The 15,075-nt window shown below is 42.0% G+C and carries 21 protein-coding genes; 7 read left to right on the forward strand and 14 right to left on the reverse strand.

What is annotated here, in order from left to right:
* Positions 1-74 precede the first annotated feature (74 nt).
* The 4 genes from ntdP to fabL all read right to left on the reverse strand — a co-directional run bounded on the left by ntdP (position 75) and on the right by fabL (position 2,362).
* A complete protein-coding gene (gene ntdP, locus J7J00_RS03565; RefSeq protein ID WP_063234823.1) occupies positions 75-605 on the reverse strand; it encodes a nucleoside tri-diphosphate phosphatase in 531 nt (176 codons plus the stop codon).
* 234 nt (positions 606-839) lie between these two features.
* Complete coding sequence (locus tag J7J00_RS03570) at positions 840-1,094, reverse strand: YgaB family protein (protein WP_098370614.1); 255 nt, start codon at positions 1,092-1,094, stop codon at positions 840-842.
* Between the two features lie 161 nt (positions 1,095-1,255).
* Positions 1,256-1,531 (reverse strand): gamma-type small acid-soluble spore protein, encoded by a 276-nt coding sequence (locus J7J00_RS03575; protein WP_214787507.1) that lies wholly within the window; start codon positions 1,529-1,531, stop codon positions 1,256-1,258.
* Positions 1,532-1,612: 81 nt separating this feature from the next.
* Entirely contained in the window at positions 1,613-2,362 is a 750-nt protein-coding gene (gene fabL / locus J7J00_RS03580) for an enoyl-[acyl-carrier-protein] reductase FabL (RefSeq protein ID WP_214787509.1), read from the reverse strand.
* A 66-nt stretch (positions 2,363-2,428) separates the two neighbouring features.
* Here fabL and J7J00_RS03585 point away from each other — a divergent pair, with 66 nt between their 5' ends.
* Positions 2,429-2,653, forward strand: coding sequence for a hypothetical protein (locus J7J00_RS03585; protein ID WP_214787511.1), 225 nt, complete (start codon positions 2,429-2,431; stop codon positions 2,651-2,653).
* A gap of 81 nt (positions 2,654-2,734) precedes the next feature.
* Here the strand turns inward: J7J00_RS03585 and J7J00_RS03590 are convergent, their stop codons facing one another.
* Together J7J00_RS03590 and mutY are read right to left on the reverse strand one after the other, a co-directional pair.
* Positions 2,735-3,004 carry a hypothetical protein gene (locus tag J7J00_RS03590; RefSeq protein ID WP_214787513.1) on the reverse strand — a complete coding sequence of 90 codons (270 nt, stop codon included), beginning with the start codon at positions 3,002-3,004 and terminating at the stop codon, positions 2,735-2,737.
* A 33-nt stretch (positions 3,005-3,037) separates the two neighbouring features.
* Complete coding sequence (mutY, locus tag J7J00_RS03595; protein WP_214787515.1) at positions 3,038-4,156, reverse strand: A/G-specific adenine glycosylase; 1,119 nt, start codon at positions 4,154-4,156, stop codon at positions 3,038-3,040.
* 206 nt (positions 4,157-4,362) lie between these two features.
* Between mutY and J7J00_RS03600 the strand changes: the two genes are divergently transcribed.
* Positions 4,363-5,340 (forward strand): metal-dependent hydrolase, encoded by a 978-nt coding sequence (locus J7J00_RS03600; RefSeq protein WP_076371135.1) that lies wholly within the window; start codon positions 4,363-4,365, stop codon positions 5,338-5,340.
* 55 nt (positions 5,341-5,395) lie between these two features.
* On the opposite strand, the gene J7J00_RS03605 is transcribed toward J7J00_RS03600, so the two are convergent.
* Entirely contained in the window at positions 5,396-5,662 is a 267-nt protein-coding gene (locus J7J00_RS03605; protein WP_214787517.1) for a YfhJ family protein, read from the reverse strand.
* Positions 5,663-5,775: 113 nt separating this feature from the next.
* Between J7J00_RS03605 and J7J00_RS03610 the strand changes: the two genes are divergently transcribed.
* A complete protein-coding gene (locus tag J7J00_RS03610) occupies positions 5,776-5,931 on the forward strand; it encodes a small, acid-soluble spore protein K (protein ID WP_034305387.1) in 156 nt (51 codons plus the stop codon).
* Positions 5,932-5,973: 42 nt separating this feature from the next.
* Here the strand turns inward: J7J00_RS03610 and J7J00_RS03615 are convergent, their stop codons facing one another.
* Together J7J00_RS03615 and recX are read right to left on the reverse strand one after the other, a co-directional pair.
* Positions 5,974-6,285 carry a YfhH family protein gene (locus J7J00_RS03615; RefSeq protein WP_034305394.1) on the reverse strand — a complete coding sequence of 104 codons (312 nt, stop codon included), beginning with the start codon at positions 6,283-6,285 and terminating at the stop codon, positions 5,974-5,976.
* Positions 6,286-6,360: 75 nt separating this feature from the next.
* Positions 6,361-7,158 carry a recombination regulator RecX gene (gene recX / locus J7J00_RS03620; RefSeq protein ID WP_141994498.1) on the reverse strand — a complete coding sequence of 266 codons (798 nt, stop codon included), beginning with the start codon at positions 7,156-7,158 and terminating at the stop codon, positions 6,361-6,363.
* A gap of 125 nt (positions 7,159-7,283) precedes the next feature.
* Between recX and J7J00_RS03625 the strand changes: the two genes are divergently transcribed.
* From J7J00_RS03625 to J7J00_RS03635, 3 genes are all read left to right on the forward strand, one after another.
* Positions 7,284-8,204, forward strand: a complete 921-nt coding sequence (locus tag J7J00_RS03625) for a TIGR01777 family oxidoreductase (RefSeq protein WP_214788234.1) — start codon at positions 7,284-7,286, stop codon at positions 8,202-8,204.
* Positions 8,205-8,257: 53 nt separating this feature from the next.
* Positions 8,258-8,380 carry a YfhE family protein gene (locus tag J7J00_RS03630; protein ID WP_214787519.1) on the forward strand — a complete coding sequence of 41 codons (123 nt, stop codon included), beginning with the start codon at positions 8,258-8,260 and terminating at the stop codon, positions 8,378-8,380.
* A gap of 103 nt (positions 8,381-8,483) precedes the next feature.
* A complete protein-coding gene (locus J7J00_RS03635; protein WP_214787521.1) occupies positions 8,484-8,666 on the forward strand; it encodes a YfhD family protein in 183 nt (60 codons plus the stop codon).
* 409 nt (positions 8,667-9,075) lie between these two features.
* Here the strand turns inward: J7J00_RS03635 and J7J00_RS03640 are convergent, their stop codons facing one another.
* From J7J00_RS03640 to J7J00_RS03660, 5 genes are all read right to left on the reverse strand, one after another.
* Positions 9,076-10,656: a fatty acid--CoA ligase gene (locus tag J7J00_RS03640; RefSeq protein ID WP_214787523.1), complete on the reverse strand. Its 1,581-nt coding sequence runs from the start codon at positions 10,654-10,656 to the stop codon at positions 9,076-9,078.
* Between the two features lie 132 nt (positions 10,657-10,788).
* Positions 10,789-11,940: a thiolase family protein gene (locus tag J7J00_RS03645; protein WP_214787525.1), complete on the reverse strand. Its 1,152-nt coding sequence runs from the start codon at positions 11,938-11,940 to the stop codon at positions 10,789-10,791.
* Positions 11,941-11,967: 27 nt separating this feature from the next.
* The gene (locus J7J00_RS03650; protein ID WP_214787527.1) at positions 11,968-13,113 is read right to left on the reverse strand and encodes an acyl-CoA dehydrogenase family protein; all 1,146 of its coding nucleotides are present in this window, start codon (positions 13,111-13,113) and stop codon (positions 11,968-11,970) included.
* Positions 13,114-13,192: 79 nt separating this feature from the next.
* Positions 13,193-13,960, reverse strand: a complete 768-nt coding sequence (locus J7J00_RS03655; protein WP_214787529.1) for a 3-hydroxyacyl-CoA dehydrogenase — start codon at positions 13,958-13,960, stop codon at positions 13,193-13,195.
* Positions 13,961-14,034: 74 nt separating this feature from the next.
* On the reverse strand, positions 14,035-14,430 hold the full coding sequence (locus tag J7J00_RS03660; protein WP_098370602.1) for a MerR family transcriptional regulator: 396 nt from the start codon (positions 14,428-14,430) through the stop codon (positions 14,035-14,037).
* 165 nt (positions 14,431-14,595) lie between these two features.
* Between J7J00_RS03660 and J7J00_RS03665 the strand changes: the two genes are divergently transcribed.
* Positions 14,596-15,021, forward strand: a complete 426-nt coding sequence (locus J7J00_RS03665; protein WP_214787531.1) for a universal stress protein — start codon at positions 14,596-14,598, stop codon at positions 15,019-15,021.
* Positions 15,022-15,075 lie beyond the last annotated feature (54 nt).

Consider the following 15,075-nt stretch of genomic DNA (forward strand, 5'->3'; position numbering starts at 1 on the left):
TGAAAGATTGAATCAGATGTGTAGGCACGATACATAATGAAAAAGCCTGCCAATTATGCAGCAGGCCTTTTCTATCATCGATAGGTTAAAAAGCGTTCATACCAACTATCAATAAACTCTGCGGAGAATGGTCCTTTTCGCTGGCGTATCATATAAATCAAATAGTCTACGTTCTGTTTCAATATTGAATCGATGGCATCCGGGTAATTCATTTCTTTCCGATGCCTTTCATATTCATCCTCATCCAGCAAATTAAACGTCATATCTGGGAATACTTTAATGTCCAGGTCATAGTCAATGTATTTCAATGCTCCCGATTCGTATGTGAACGGCGAACTGATATTGCAATAATAATAAACCCCGTCCTCTCTCAACATACCAATAACATTAAACCAATACTTTGAATGAAAATAGCAAATCGCCGGCTCTCTCGTAATCCAGGTCCTTCCATCTGATTCCGTTACCATAGTACGGTCATTCGCTGCTATCACCAGATTTTGGGTCCCTTTTAAAACGGTCGTTTCTTCCCAGATACGATGGATATGTCCATTATGTTTATAGCTATGGATTTGGATTTTTCCTCCTTCGGCAGGAACAATCCCCATTTATCTCTCCCTACTTTCTATAGACACCCTGACAGCGTACTGTGCCCTATTCCGTTTGCAGTTGTTGTGTGTATTTAAAAATATATACTTTTTTCCATTTACCCTATATTCCTATATTATAGCGATTTATTCATAAATTTAAAACAAAAGTGGCTAATCTCCCAGTGAAAATGTGTAAATAAGTCGAAAAAGTCTGACCATCCACCCATTTTAACTAAGAAATTAGCCGGTTATTCATCGTATGGCAGCCTGTCCTTGCTGAAAATAACGGATGACTTCTTCCGTTTGCTTCTCGAACATATCATGGATACTTTTCAATTCCTGCTTTTTGAGTTGAATATCTTCCTGAATGGTGACTGCTTCACTCTCCTCTTCCAGGGCAAGGAGTTGCTTCTCTATATCTTGGCATCTTTCGATTTCGGATTGTAAAAGTAAAAGCTTATCCATCGTTTTCAACTGGTTGTTTATAAGCCGGTTAAATTCCTCCATGAATGCACCTTCCTAATCTGTATTTTTTCTATAGTATGTATATTCTATTTTTATCCGTTTTTTCCTTTGACATAAAATGTAAACACAACGAAACATTTGTCGAATCCAATGAAAGGCAAAAAAAAGCACCCTTCATAAAGAAGGATGCTTTTCATCGGCGATTAGCCTTGGCTTTTATTGCTTTGAGATTTTTGGTTTTGTTGTTTCACTTCTTGAACGTTAGTTTCAGAAGCAAACTCTGTACCGTATTGGCCTTGTGCTTGACCTTGACCTTTTTTTTGCTGAGATTGCGCGTTTTGTTGTTTCACTTCTTGAACGTTAGTTTCAGAAGCAAATTCTGTACCGAATTGGCCTTGACCTTGTTGAGATTGCGCGTTTTGTTGTCTCACTTGTTGAACATTAGTACCTGCTTGTGATTTATTCATGTTTTTAGCCATTGATATCACCTCCACGATAATAAGATAACCATTATCCAGGAGTGTTATCCAACTAATAACATTTAAATTTTTCCAGTTACATTAAACAAGCAATGAAATGCCTCCATCAACTATTACGGTTTGTCCACGAATCATTCTCGCTCCATCGGAAATTAAAAACAGGATGGTATTCACCATATCTTCCACCTCGACCATCCGTCCAGCCGGAGTCTGTTCTGCCGCCTCGGCAAGCATTTCATCCCGATTCGGGAAAGACTTCAGGGCATCTGTATCGATCACACCGCCTGAAACGGCATTGACACAAATATTTTTTGCAGCCAATTCGACCGCTAAATATCTTGTCAGGGCTTCAAGCGCAGCTTTGGAAACTCCAACAGCTGTATAATTTTTCAAATAGCGAATGGACCCTAGTGAACTGATGCTGACGATTTTCCCCCCGCCGTTCCTCTCCATTAATTTCGCCGCTTCCTGTGCACAGAAAAGGAGGGCTTTTGTATTGATGTCCATGGTCCAGTTCCAATGGGATTCCTCCAACTCCATCAACGGACGCTGCACTCCTGAAGCTGCATTATTGATGAAAATATCCAAACGTCCATAATAAGCATCGATTTCCGCGAACATGCTTTTCACTTTCGCAACGTCACCGACATTTGCCTTAACTACAAGAGCTTTACGCCCTAACGCTTCAATTTCGGCTGCTACTTCTAATGCTTTTGACTTGCTCCGGGCATAATTAATAACGAGGTCGTAACCTTCCTCTGCAAGCTTTATTGCCGTGCTTCTGCCTAAACCTTTACTGCTACCTGTAACGAGTGCCACTTTTTGTTCCATTCGTTTATTCATCCTTTCTGAGTAAACACCGAGTATTAAAATCATTTTTTAAGGAGTGTTACTGTTATGTATGTTGGACGTGATATGACAAAGTTGTCGATGATGAAAAAATCGGATTGGGAAAATAGCGAACTTGCCTATTTTCATCACTCCCTTCAACAAATGGTACCTTATTTAAACCAAGAAGGACAGAGTATCCATAGCGAAATCGTCAAAGAAATTGAAAATAGAGGCGGACTTAACAGGCAAGAAGCCGATTATACTCATGGAACGAAAACCCTTTACGATTGATTCTATACGGATATGGCTTTGAAAATCAACAAAAGGAAGAGGATATCTTAGTGGATATCCTCTTTCATGCTCCCAATATCACTAGCGCCTTTTTTTAATCACAATTTTATTATAAGACGTTATAGCCATTGCGCAAATCAGGGCTGTCCCCAAGAATGTTAACGAATATAAAGAAGGTGAAATTACCTTACCGAATACCGCTTCATTCTGGAGCGCCCCTGCTTGTTCCCATGCATTTTCAATGTTCGGTTTATATCGGCTCGTTTTTATGGACCCCACCATTACCGCACTCCCAAAATATAAAGCATGAATGATGATTGAACCCATGAATGCTTGAATGACTATCCTCATTTCCATGCCCCCCACATAACCAAATGAGAGCCTTTATTCAATACGTTCTTTTTCTTTATACGCCTTCATCATTTTTTGGTGGGAAACCGGAAATGCCAACTCCTCCATCTCTGCTTCACTCACCCACTTAAGTTGCTGTTCTCTAAGTGTCTCTTCACTGATGGCCTCTTTGACCACTCCGATATATGTGTCCACTTTCCAAACGAGATGTGAGAAAACATGTTCAATTCTCACAAGTGATTCAGTGATTTCAGGTTTGACGCCATACATTTCCTGAAACCGACTCTCGAAGAAATCGCGCTTATGCAAAAGGGATGAATGGTTTTCGAAGTTCGGATATTCCCAAAGATTTGCAAGCAATCCTTCTGATGCTCGCTTGTGAATTAAAAATTCACCTTTTTCATTCGTTAAAACGGCCGCTACAATTGGTACATCCCGCGTTTTTTTCTTTTGGATTTTCACCGGCAATTCCGACTGAACCCCGGATTCAAATGCTAGACAATGACTTTGAACGGGACATAATAGGCAGGCTGGCTTACCTGGTGTGCAGATTAATGCTCCAAGTTCCATCAAGGCTTGATTGAAGGCAGAGGTATGTTCATGATCGATCAGCCTTCTGACGGCAGCCTCGAATGTTTTTCTTGTCTTTGGCTTTGCTATGTCTTCATATATCATCAATATCCTTGATAAAACACGCATGACGTTTCCATCAACAGCTGGCTCAGGCTTGCCGTATGCGATACTAAGAATCGCACCAGCTGTATAAGGGCCGACACCTTTCAATTTTGAAATTTCCTCGGGATCATCCGGTACGATTCCATTATAGGATGCCTTCACTACCTGAACGGCACTATGCAGATTCCTTACACGTGAGTAATATCCCAGCCCTTCCCATGCTTTTAGGATTTTCTCTTCATCGGCATTGGCAAAATCCTCGAGTGTTGGGAACCATTCCACAAATCGGTTGAAATAAGGAATCACCGTGTCCACTCTCGTTTGCTGCAGCATTATTTCAGAAACCCAAACACGGTATGGATCCTTATTTTCCCTCCATGGCAATTCTCTTTGTTCTTCAAGAAACCAGGAAACCAAATCTTTTTGAAATTCTTCGATTTTTATTTTTTCTATTGTCGGGATCGTTATTTCTTTCACATCAGTTCCTCCAAAGATGTTAAACTCTTATCAAAAATGGGAATACCTATAGTAGGTCATTCTTTTTTTAATATCATGTTCATATCCATTTATTTGTAACGGGCACGAAAAAAAGTAAAAATTTTATTCATTTGATGGTTAATATATAAATACGGTATGATGAGAGAAGACCATTTTTTTCAAATTGTGGCAGGGAGGTTAGTTTTTTGGATACAGGTACTCACTTTGTCATGGGAATTGCTCTTGGAGGTCTTGCCACATTAGATCCTGTCATTGCGCAGAGCCCAGTCACTGCAAGTGCAGTCATAGCAGGTACAATATTGGGATCACAAGCTCCAGACATTGACACGGTTTTAAAATTAAGGAATAACGCTGTATATATTCGAAATCATCGTGGAATCACGCATTCCATTCCCGCTGTTTTACTTTGGCCCTTGATTATCAGCGGAGCACTTTTCGCCATCATACCTGAAGCAAATTACCTTCATCTTTGGCTTTGGACCTTTTTAGCTGTATTCCTTCATGTATTCGTGGATATATTCAATGCTTATGGGACCCAGGCTCTTAGACCAATTTCATCAAAGTGGGTAGCTTTAGGGGTCATCAATACATTTGATCCGTTCATTTTTGGAATACATGTTGCCGGCCTGATATTATGGGGCTTTGGATTTCCTCCAGGCTATTTATTTCTTTCCATTTACGGAATACTCGTCATTTACTACATTTCCAGATTCAGGGAACAAGCTTTTATAAAAAAAGTGGTCAAACGGCAAATTCCTGGAGCAAGGAAAATTCTTTTATCACCGACCATGCGTTTTCACCGCTGGAAAATTGCGGTTATTACCGAAAAGAATTATTATGTGGCACGAGCCGATAATGGATATGTGACGATTCTTGATACGTTCGATCGAGTGCCCTTACCTGAAAGTGAAATTCTCGAAGCCGCCAAGAAGGATATCAACTTGGCAGCCTTTCTGTCCTTTTCCCCGGTTTACCGCTTTGAAATTGAACAGATAAAAGAATATTATGAAGTCCGTTTTATCGATTTAAGATACCGAAGCAATGGATATTACCCGTTTGTGGCAGTGGTCCATTTAGACAGCGAATTGAATATCTTGAATTCTTATACCGGCTGGATCTTCAGCGAAGCGAAACTGCAGAAGAAATTGAATATTATTTTGTAGTCGCTGTATATTGAAAAAGAGCTGATTCCAGGGAACCCCTCTGGAATCAGCTTTTTTAATGCAGTCGATTCTGCTGATTTAATAACTGTCGATATTTAGGGTTCTCTGCAATGAATTCGTGGAATTGCTCACCGTAGTTATCAATCCAGGTCCTTACAACGCGCGATGTCATTTCTTCTCCGGCATATTCATGCCCAGCCTTTGCATAGGTCGCTTCGAAATCTTCCCATAATAATTCCACCCAAGTCAAAGCTTGCTCATACGTGATGTGTTCATTTTTCTCAAGCAGTATCTTGGTTAATCTTTCATGGTAATCATTCATTAGAACCACCTCATTGCCAATATTTTTACAGAATGAACTATACTGTCCCATACCCATACTAGTTGTAAGCGGAAACGCTTCTTTCTTTAATCTGATGCTTGGAGGAGAAAAATTTGCGAAATAAACAAAAAGGATTCCCCAACCAAAACAATAATAAATTCCAAGGCGAGCCTCGTGCAAAGGCAAGATATGCTTCAAAGCGTGCAGATGGCAGTATTAATACACACCCTCAAGAAAGAATGAAAGCATCAAACGAGCGATCGAATTAACAGGTACACCAGAAGGAATCGGGTTTCTTCCCCGGTTCCTTTTTATTTCAGCATTGAAATCGGAAGTGCTTCTTCCTTACCGCTACCACCTAAGCGGTAACCCCAGGCGAATACGCCGTTCATATAATCAATTTTGAAATAGACTCCGGGATCTCCGTCAATTTGATATATTTCACCTTTTTTGAAATCATCCGGATTTAACAAATAGGCCTTGGCCATCGTCACTTTTCGTTCCAATACGGAGTATTCATTAACCATTCCCAATTGCTCTGCTTTTCTCGCTTTTTCAGTCAACGCTGCAATTTCCTGTTGTAGTTCATAGGCGGACAACTTGCTGTATCTTACGTCGCTCATATAAATGACTCCTTAAATGAAATATTAATTTACTTCTATATTAAACAAAATTTAGTGATTTGGCTATCGATGCACTTAATCCCCATCAGGATTGGAAAGATATCGCTCAATCAATTCTATTGGAAAACCTTTTCGGTATAATGCCTGCTTCATTTTTTGTTCATATTCGAAGCCTTCATGGTTTTTATATCGGCGTTGCATTTTTTCGGCATGGTGGCAAAGAGAATCCCATTGTTCATCTTCATCCTTTTCAACCGTCACATCTTCAAGTGCTTCATGGATGACATCTCTAGGGAAACCTTTCCGTAACAAGGTTTGTTCAACTTTCAGCCTTAAAGCTCGTTCGGAAATGTTTTTTTCCTTTTTGACCGCTTTTCCAGCAAGTTTCCTTGAATGTTCAATCTGAATATCATAGGGGTATTCCTTCAATGCCTCGACAACCAACTTGTCTTGCACCCCTTTTTCCTTAAGCTCGAGCTTAAGGGTAGTGGGCCCTTTATTGCCTCCATTCACATGGGTCCGTACGTAAGCCTTGGCAAATTCAAGGTCGTCTAAATAGTTAAAGCTGTATAGTTTATGTATCGCTTCTTTAATGATCGGCTCTTCCGTCTCCTTCTTTTTTAAGTAAAGGCGAATTTCCGATTCCGAGCGCATTCGGTATGATAAATAATTAAGTGCATCGGTAAATGCTTTTTGGATTTCATCATGGAATTGTATTTCAGCCAAAATCAGGTCATCAAGTTCCATACCCTTTTTCAAATGAAATTTCAATAGCACTTCTTCATCTACACTGAAGGCATATTTTTCGTCAACGAAAATGTTATAACGATCTTTACGTTTCTTTTGGGTTGTTATTTTTGTTATGTTTGGCATAAATCCACCCCCACCCCTACTTTACCCCTTTACGTTTACCATTTCTATATATAGCATGTCTAAAAATGAAAAAAGAACATGGGCATGTTAAAGTGAAGGAAAGAAAGGGAAAGGAAGTGGTTTTCATGAAAATTGCCATTGCTGGTGGAAGCGGTTTTGTCGGCACAGCCCTTATTGATGAATTATCAAAAGAAAATCATGATATATATATTTTGACACGTCATCCCGAAAAATTTAAAAAACAGACTAATTTGACATATATCGGCTGGTTGACCAAGGACGCAAAGCCGGAAAAGCACTTGGCGGGGCTTGACGCTTTCATAAACCTTGCTGGTGAATCCCTGAACAGCGGGCGTTGGACACCTGAACGAAAACGCCGGATTGTCGAGAGCAGGGTCGAAGCCTCCAAAGAGATGAACCGGATCATTTCCATACTGCCCGATAAAGTGTCCGTCATTATTAATGCAAGTGCAATCGGATATTATGGTATTTCGGAAGATGAGACCTTTACCGAAACCTCTGAATCCATTGGTGATGATTTCTTGGCCCGTACTGTTCAGCTATGGGAAAAGGAAGCGGCTAAATCACGCTCTTACAGTAAAAGGTTGGTCCTAACAAGATTCGGGGTGATTCTGGGAGAAAAAGACGGCGCACTGCCAATGATGGTTCTCCCTTATAAACTTCTCGGCGGTGGAAAGATGGGCAAAGGGAATCAGTGGCTTTCCTGGATTCATATCCATGACGTGGTCCGTGCAATCATCTTTTGCATGAACGATCAACGGATAGAAGGTCCAGTCAACTTTACGGCACCGAACCCCGTTCAAATGGATACATTCGGGAAAACGATAGGAGCTGTCCTGCACCGACCCCATTGGTTACCCGTACCTCCCTTCTTCCTCAAGAAACTGCTGGGGGAAATGAGCATACTTGTGCTTGAAGGACAAAATGTCCTTCCCACTAAACTAAAAGAGGTAGGATTCACCTTCTCCTTTCCAACCCTTAAAGAAGCTTTACAAAATATCTTAAAAGAAGATTCTCACGTATGAAAGGATCATTTTAGGAAAAAATAGGGATATTAAGTGAAATGGAGATGATCTAATTGTCCAAAAAACACGAAAAAGAGAAAAGTAACTTAACTAGTACCCAAGCGATTCTTTATGCCCGCGAATTTAAAAAAGCAGATCGAGCTGGTGGATTTACCGAGAAGAGATCCCGTCGTTAAGCTTGGAGTTTTTTCCCGTACATTTTGAACAGTCACTCAACACAAAATAAGCTGGAGATGAAAATTCATCTCCAGCTTATTTTGTATTCTAGGGGGCGCTAACATGGGACGCAATAACATACACCATAATCGAGAAAAGAACAAACAGAAACTTCCTCAGGTTCCTAAAAACCTGAAAAGTGACGGACTTGACGTTGAATATTCTTCCGAACTGGCTGACCAGGAAGACATCGAGGCACAAGCCCGGGCAAATGCGGCTGACCGCCGAGCTCATAATCGCCGTTAATAAGCAGGATAAACCAAACCAAGGGGCTGTATATCAGCCCCTTATGTTTTCTATATTTACATAGCTTATCCACAACCCTGTGCATATTGTGGATATATTCTGAAAATACTGATAAACAACAAGTACAATAACTCACCTTATTAACATGAAAATAATGTTATTTCTGGATAACCCTGTGGATTATGTGGATAAATGGGATGTTATGCTAATCACGCTGCATTTTTATTGTGGATAACTATTCTCTCTACTTGATTTGTTCCACAGGATTATTATTTATATAATAGTTCATCTATATCTTTTACGGTCTTTATTAAATTTCTTCCTTCCAAGTATTATCGCATGCGAAGCAATACTATATGACTTTTCCACCCCTTATTTGCAGTGGTTGTATCGGCTACTGACCCCGGCATTAAAGAAGGTTCCCCAAACTCTTGCCATCAACATTTTCTTCCAACTGTTTACGAAGCAAGAATTTTTGTATCTTCCCGCTTGCGTTTCGAGGCAGCTCATTACAGAAGATATATCTTCTTGGACGTTTATAGTTCGCTAGTGTAACACTGTTTTTACACCAGGTTTCTAAATCTGTTTCCGCTAGCGAAGGGTCTTTGGCTACGATGAAGGCCGTCACCATTTCCCCCCATTGATCATCCGGCTGTCCCAGTACTGCACAGTCGAGAACTCCTTGGTGCTCATATAGTGTATCTTCCACTTCACGTGGATAAATATTTTCCCCTCCAGAAATAATCATGTCGTCCATCCGGTCCTTGACCCACAGATATCCATCTTCATCCAGGAAACCGATGTCACCGGAATGGTACCAGCCTTTGTAAAGCGCCTTTTCGGTCTCTCTATCTTTTTGAAAGTAACCCTTCATGATACACGGACCCTTCACAAGGATTTCCCCTGTTTCCCCAGGTTCCAGCCTATCCTCGGGATCCGATGGCCCTTCGTCATTCGGACGGGCAATGATGATTTCATGATCGGAACATGCCTTGCCGGCAGAACCCGCTTTCCTAATTTGATCTTCCTCCAATAGGAGAGTGATGGCAGGACCCATTTCAGTCATTCCATAAGCTTGGATGAACTGGATGCCGAGTCTCTCCTGACAGGCACGTACAAGTGTTGGAGCCATCGGGGCTGCTCCATAAAGCCCAAGCTTCAAACTCTGGAATTTGTACTCATCCAATTTTTCCTGGATGAGCATGTTCCACATCGTAGGTGCAGCAAAAAACTTGGTAACCCCTTCGGATTCAATCAGCTCCATGACCTTTTTGGGATTAAACTGATGTAATATGACATTTGCGGCACCGACCTGTATACGAGGTAAAAAGGAACAGTGCAGTTCAGCACAATGAAACATCGGTGCAGTGATCAAACCGATATCAGAGCGTTCATACTTCATGGCCTCTATTAAAATCTCGGCTTGTTTGACCATGTCTTTATGAAGGTGAATGACCCCTTTTGGGCGTCCGGTTGTCCCGCTCGTATACATGATGGCATAGATATCATCTTCGTGAACGTCCACTTCATCTGGCTTTGATGAGATACTGGCCATTTTCTGGCGGTAACCTTTTGCATATCCAGGCACATCATCATCAATATACCAAAAAGCCGTTTCCGGAAATCGCTTTTCAACCGCGGCAACGATCGTTTCCAGTTCGTGTTCGAATAAAACGACCTTTGGAGCAGCGTCGTTCAGGATGAAGGCCAACTCTTCCGGCATTAAACGGAAGTTGATTGGGTTAAAGATTGCACCGATTTTTGCACAGGCAAAGAATGCTGTTGCAAGCTCTTCATTGTTGTAAAGGTACGTAGAGACCCTGTCCCCTTTTCGCACCCCTTCCGCTTGAAGGGCCGCCGCCAACCTATTCACCTGCTCATTCCATTGAATGTACGTATAGCGGACATTTCTTCTCACGTCGTATATAGCTTCTTTAATGGGGAATTTCTGAACCGTCTGATCAAAGATATTTTTAATCGTTACTGACATATCATGTTCCTCCTCAAGTAACCACCATCAACAGGAAGAGTTTAGGCAAAGCCTGCCGATGGTCGGCTTCATCCCTTTTTCAGCTTTTACTTTCGTGCGAATTACGAATGTTCATAAATGAATAGTCCGGCTTCAGTCCAATCTTTCAATGATGGTTGCATTTGCCATGCCGTGGCCTTCACACATTGTTTGCAGACCATAACGGCCGCCCGTCCTTTCTAACTCATGGATCATCGACACCATCAATCGGGCCCCGCTTCCGCCAAGAGGATGACCCAAGGCAATCGCCCCGCCATTTGGATTCATCTTTTTAGGGTCTGCCCCCGTTTCTTTTAGCCAGGCAATCGGTACAGGGGCGAAAGCCTCATTCACTTCAAAGATATCGATATCATCAATTGTAAGTCCTGCTTTTGCCAAAGCTTTTTGGGTGGCGGGAATCGGTCCCGTAAGCATCAGGGTGGGATCTGACCCGACAACAACCCGTGTATGCACTTTAAAGCGCGGTTTCAATCCAAGTTCTTCGGCTTTACTGCGTTCCATCAATAATAAAGCGGCAGCACCGTCACTGATCTGACTTGAGTTTCCTGCATGGATTAAACCGCCTACTTGAAAAACCGGTTTCAATCCAGCAAGTACTTCAAGCGTAGTTCCACTCCTTGGGCCTTGATCTTCCATAACTTCGATTTGATTTCCTTCTTTATCAGTACCCGTTACTGATATCATTTCACGGATAAAATGTCCTTCTTTTTGAGCACGTATTGCCTTGGCATGACTCTCAACGGAAAACTGATCACAATCTTCCCGTGTTATTCCCCACTTATCGGCAATTCTCTCAGCTGACAAACCTTGGTTGATCACCTCATACGAGTCCAAATACTTTTGGCTTGTTACAGCACCTTGATAATTAGACCCCATGGGAACTCGTGACATGTTTTCCACACCACCGGCCACTACCACATCCATATCACCTGACAAGATGGCCTGGGAAGCGAAATGGACTGCCTGCTGACTTGATCCGCATTGACGATCAATCGTCGTTCCCGGCACTTCAATCGGAAATCCGGCAATCAGTGCAGCAACCCTTGCTATATCACCGGCCTGTTCGCCCGACTGTGAAACACAACCTAAAATGACATCATCGACAATAGCCGGATCGATGCCCGCCTTTTCAATCAGCTTCTTCAATACTTCCCCTGCCAGATCATCAGGGCGAACGTCTTTCAAGACACCGTTCCTTCTGCCTACTGGCGTGCGGATCCCTTCAACGATAACCACTTCCCGCATATACTCTCTCCCCTTCTCATCCTTTTTTTATAGACCCAGATTCTTAGCGATGATTTTCTTCATGATTTCATTTGTCCCGGCATAGATGCTTGCTACCGGAACATCCCGATACCTTCTGGCAATCTTGTATTCCTCCATAAATCCATAGCCGCCATGGAGCTGCATGCATTCAATGGATATTTTTCTGGCAGTCTCCGTCAAACGCCATTTTGCCATCGAAACTTCTGTTACAACCTGTTCACCAGCCATATGCTTGGCTATCAATTGATCTAGGAAGGCACGCCCCATTTTGATTTCCGTAGCCATTTCCGCGATTTTGAATTGAGTATTTTGAAACTGACTTATGGATTTTCCGAACGCTTCCCTGCCCTTCACGTACTCAATCGTATCGGCCAGCATATCCTCTGATGCGGTTTGAGCACAAATTGCCACCACAAGACGTTCCTGCTGCAGTTTTTCCATTAAGTAAGTAAACCCCTTGCCTTCTTCACCAAGCAGGTTTTCCTTTGGAACACGGCAATCCTCGAAGATGAGTTCTGCTGTATCCTGACAGTGCAAGCCAAGTTTCTTCAGTTTTCGCCCCCTGGAAAATCCGGGTGTATCCCTTTCGACCACGACTAAGCTAACGCCTTTATGTTTCGGAACGGCGCTTGGATCCGTTTTACAGGCAACGATGACCAAATCCGAATGAATGCCATTTGTGATGAATGTCTTTTGGCCATTTATTATGTAATGATCTCCATCCAAAATGGCAGTCGTTTTAATATTGGCCAAATCCGAACCTGTGCCAGGCTCTGTCATGGCAATGGCTGTAATGATTTCCCCTGTCGTACATTTAGGAAGCCAGCGCTGTTTCTGCGACTCATTTCCGTATGCGGAAATATACGGAACGGTGATGTCACTGTGAAGTCCGAAACCAATGAAACCAGAACCGACTCTTTCCAATTCTTCATTAATTATGACAGCAAAGCCCCAATCTACCCCGGCCCCCCCATAATCTTCGCCAAGGTCCGGACATAAAAAACCCTGTTCCCCCATCTTCACCCAGAATGACCGGGGAATGATCCTCTCTTCTTCCCATCGTTCATAGTTGGGAACTGCTTCTTTCTCTAAAAACTTTCGGAATGACTTACGGAAAATTTCATGATCGTCACTTAGGTATGGATGCTTCATCTGTTTTCTCTCCTCTCCTTTTCTTTGTCGGAGGCTCTTTTTCCAGATTTACAATGGATTGCCTGAAGGAATTAACAACTTACCTGGGGGACATTCTAATGGCCCCATCAAGTCTGATGGTTTCCCCATTCAGCATTGGATTCGTTATGATGCTTTCCGTTAGTTTAGCGTACTCTTCGGGATACCCGAGCCTTGGTGGGAATGGCACGGTTTTACCTAATGACGTCCTAGCTTCTTCAGGCAATGAATCGAACATCGGAGTATGGAATAGACCGGGTGCAATCGATACGACACGTATCCCTTTAGTGGCAAGTTCCCTTGCGATCGGCAAAGTCATAGCAACAATCCCCCCCTTAGAAGCACTATATGCGGCTTGTCCGATTTGTCCTTCAAAGGCAGCTACCGAAGCTGTATTGATAATGACTCCACGCTCCCCCTCTTGGTTCGGTTCATTTTCGACCATTTTTTCCGCCGTAAGCCGGATTACGTTAAACGTACCGATCAAATTGATCTGCACGACACTTGAGAACGCTTTCAATTTATGTATACCTTTTCTGCCTATGACCTTCTCTGCAATCGCAATGCCTGCACAGTTGATGACCGTATTGATGCTCCCGAATTTTTTCATTCCTTCATCCAATGCTACCGATACGCTTTCCTCACTAGTTACATCCGTTTTAATAAACAGCACTGAATCTCCCAATTCCTGAGCCATTTTAGTGCCGTTTTCTTCCGAGAGGTCAAATATGACCGCTTTTCCACCTTTTTTAATGATGTTTCTTACTGTCGCAGCTCCCAGACCAGAAGCCCCGCCTGTCACAACTGCAATGGTTTCTTGAATTTCCAAATTCCCACCCCATTTGTTTTCTAGAATATATATTCATCTCTCACTATCCTCAAGACCTATTTTCAAGATTAATTTCACCGCTTGCCTGTTTCATCGTTCACTTTCAAGTCATGAAGGGTTTCGGTAAAGCCTTTGATTACCTGTTCAAAATCCTGCTTCAACCCATCCAGCTCTTTAATGCGTTCATTAATTTCGTTTAATTTCTGTCCTGCAGTTTCAATCGTTTTTTCCAATTGCTTAATGCCTGTCCTATCCTTATCGAATAAAAGGACTATATCCTTTATTTCCACTAACGAAAAACCATATTTCTTACCGCGCATTATGATTTTGAGCTGTGCATATTCTTTCTTTCCATAAACTCTTTTTCCCGATTCGGTACGCTTTGGCCTAAGCATACCCAGTTCCTCATAATATCGGAGGGTCCTTGTCGTCAATCCGAATTCTTTTGCTAACTCAGAAATGGTGTACATGTTAAAACCACACTTTGCAAAGGGATTATTTACCTTTATTTTAACATTGACGTTAACGTAAACTTCAATAAATATTCACAAAATTTATAATATATAAAACTGCATGAAAGATTTATATTGATATACTATGGGTATATTCTTTTAAAAGAAGGGAATGATCGATCAATGATATGTTCAAAAATATTAGTTGCTTATGATGAATCTGAATTGGCTCTTAAATCTTTAGAAAAAGCGATTGAATTAGCGAAGCTGGATCCCGCTATCGAAATCCAGGTACTTCACGCTGTAACGCTGCCGATCAAACCAAATATATACGGCAATGCCTTTCAGGAAATCGAAGAATCCATGCTCAAATATGGCAAGGAAGTGATTAAAAAAGCGGAAGCGCTTTTATCCGAAATCCCGAATGCATCCCAGACATTTGTCGTAGAGGGTTCAGCCATCACGACTTTATTGGAACATGCAAAATCCCAGAATTGTGACCTTATCATCATGGGCAGCCGCGGATTGAGCGGCTTCAAGGAATTCTTAGGCAGCGTGAGCCACTACATCGTTCAACATGCCCCAGTGCCCGTCTTGTTGGTCAAATAAAATTTACGGCAGATACTCTTGCCGGCCCTTTCATAAACTGGGTTCCCCTTTGGA

Source organism: Bacillus sp. ISL-4 (assembly GCF_018613275.1).
GTDB classification, from domain to species: domain Bacteria; phylum Bacillota; class Bacilli; order Bacillales; family DSM-1321; genus Peribacillus; species Peribacillus simplex_E.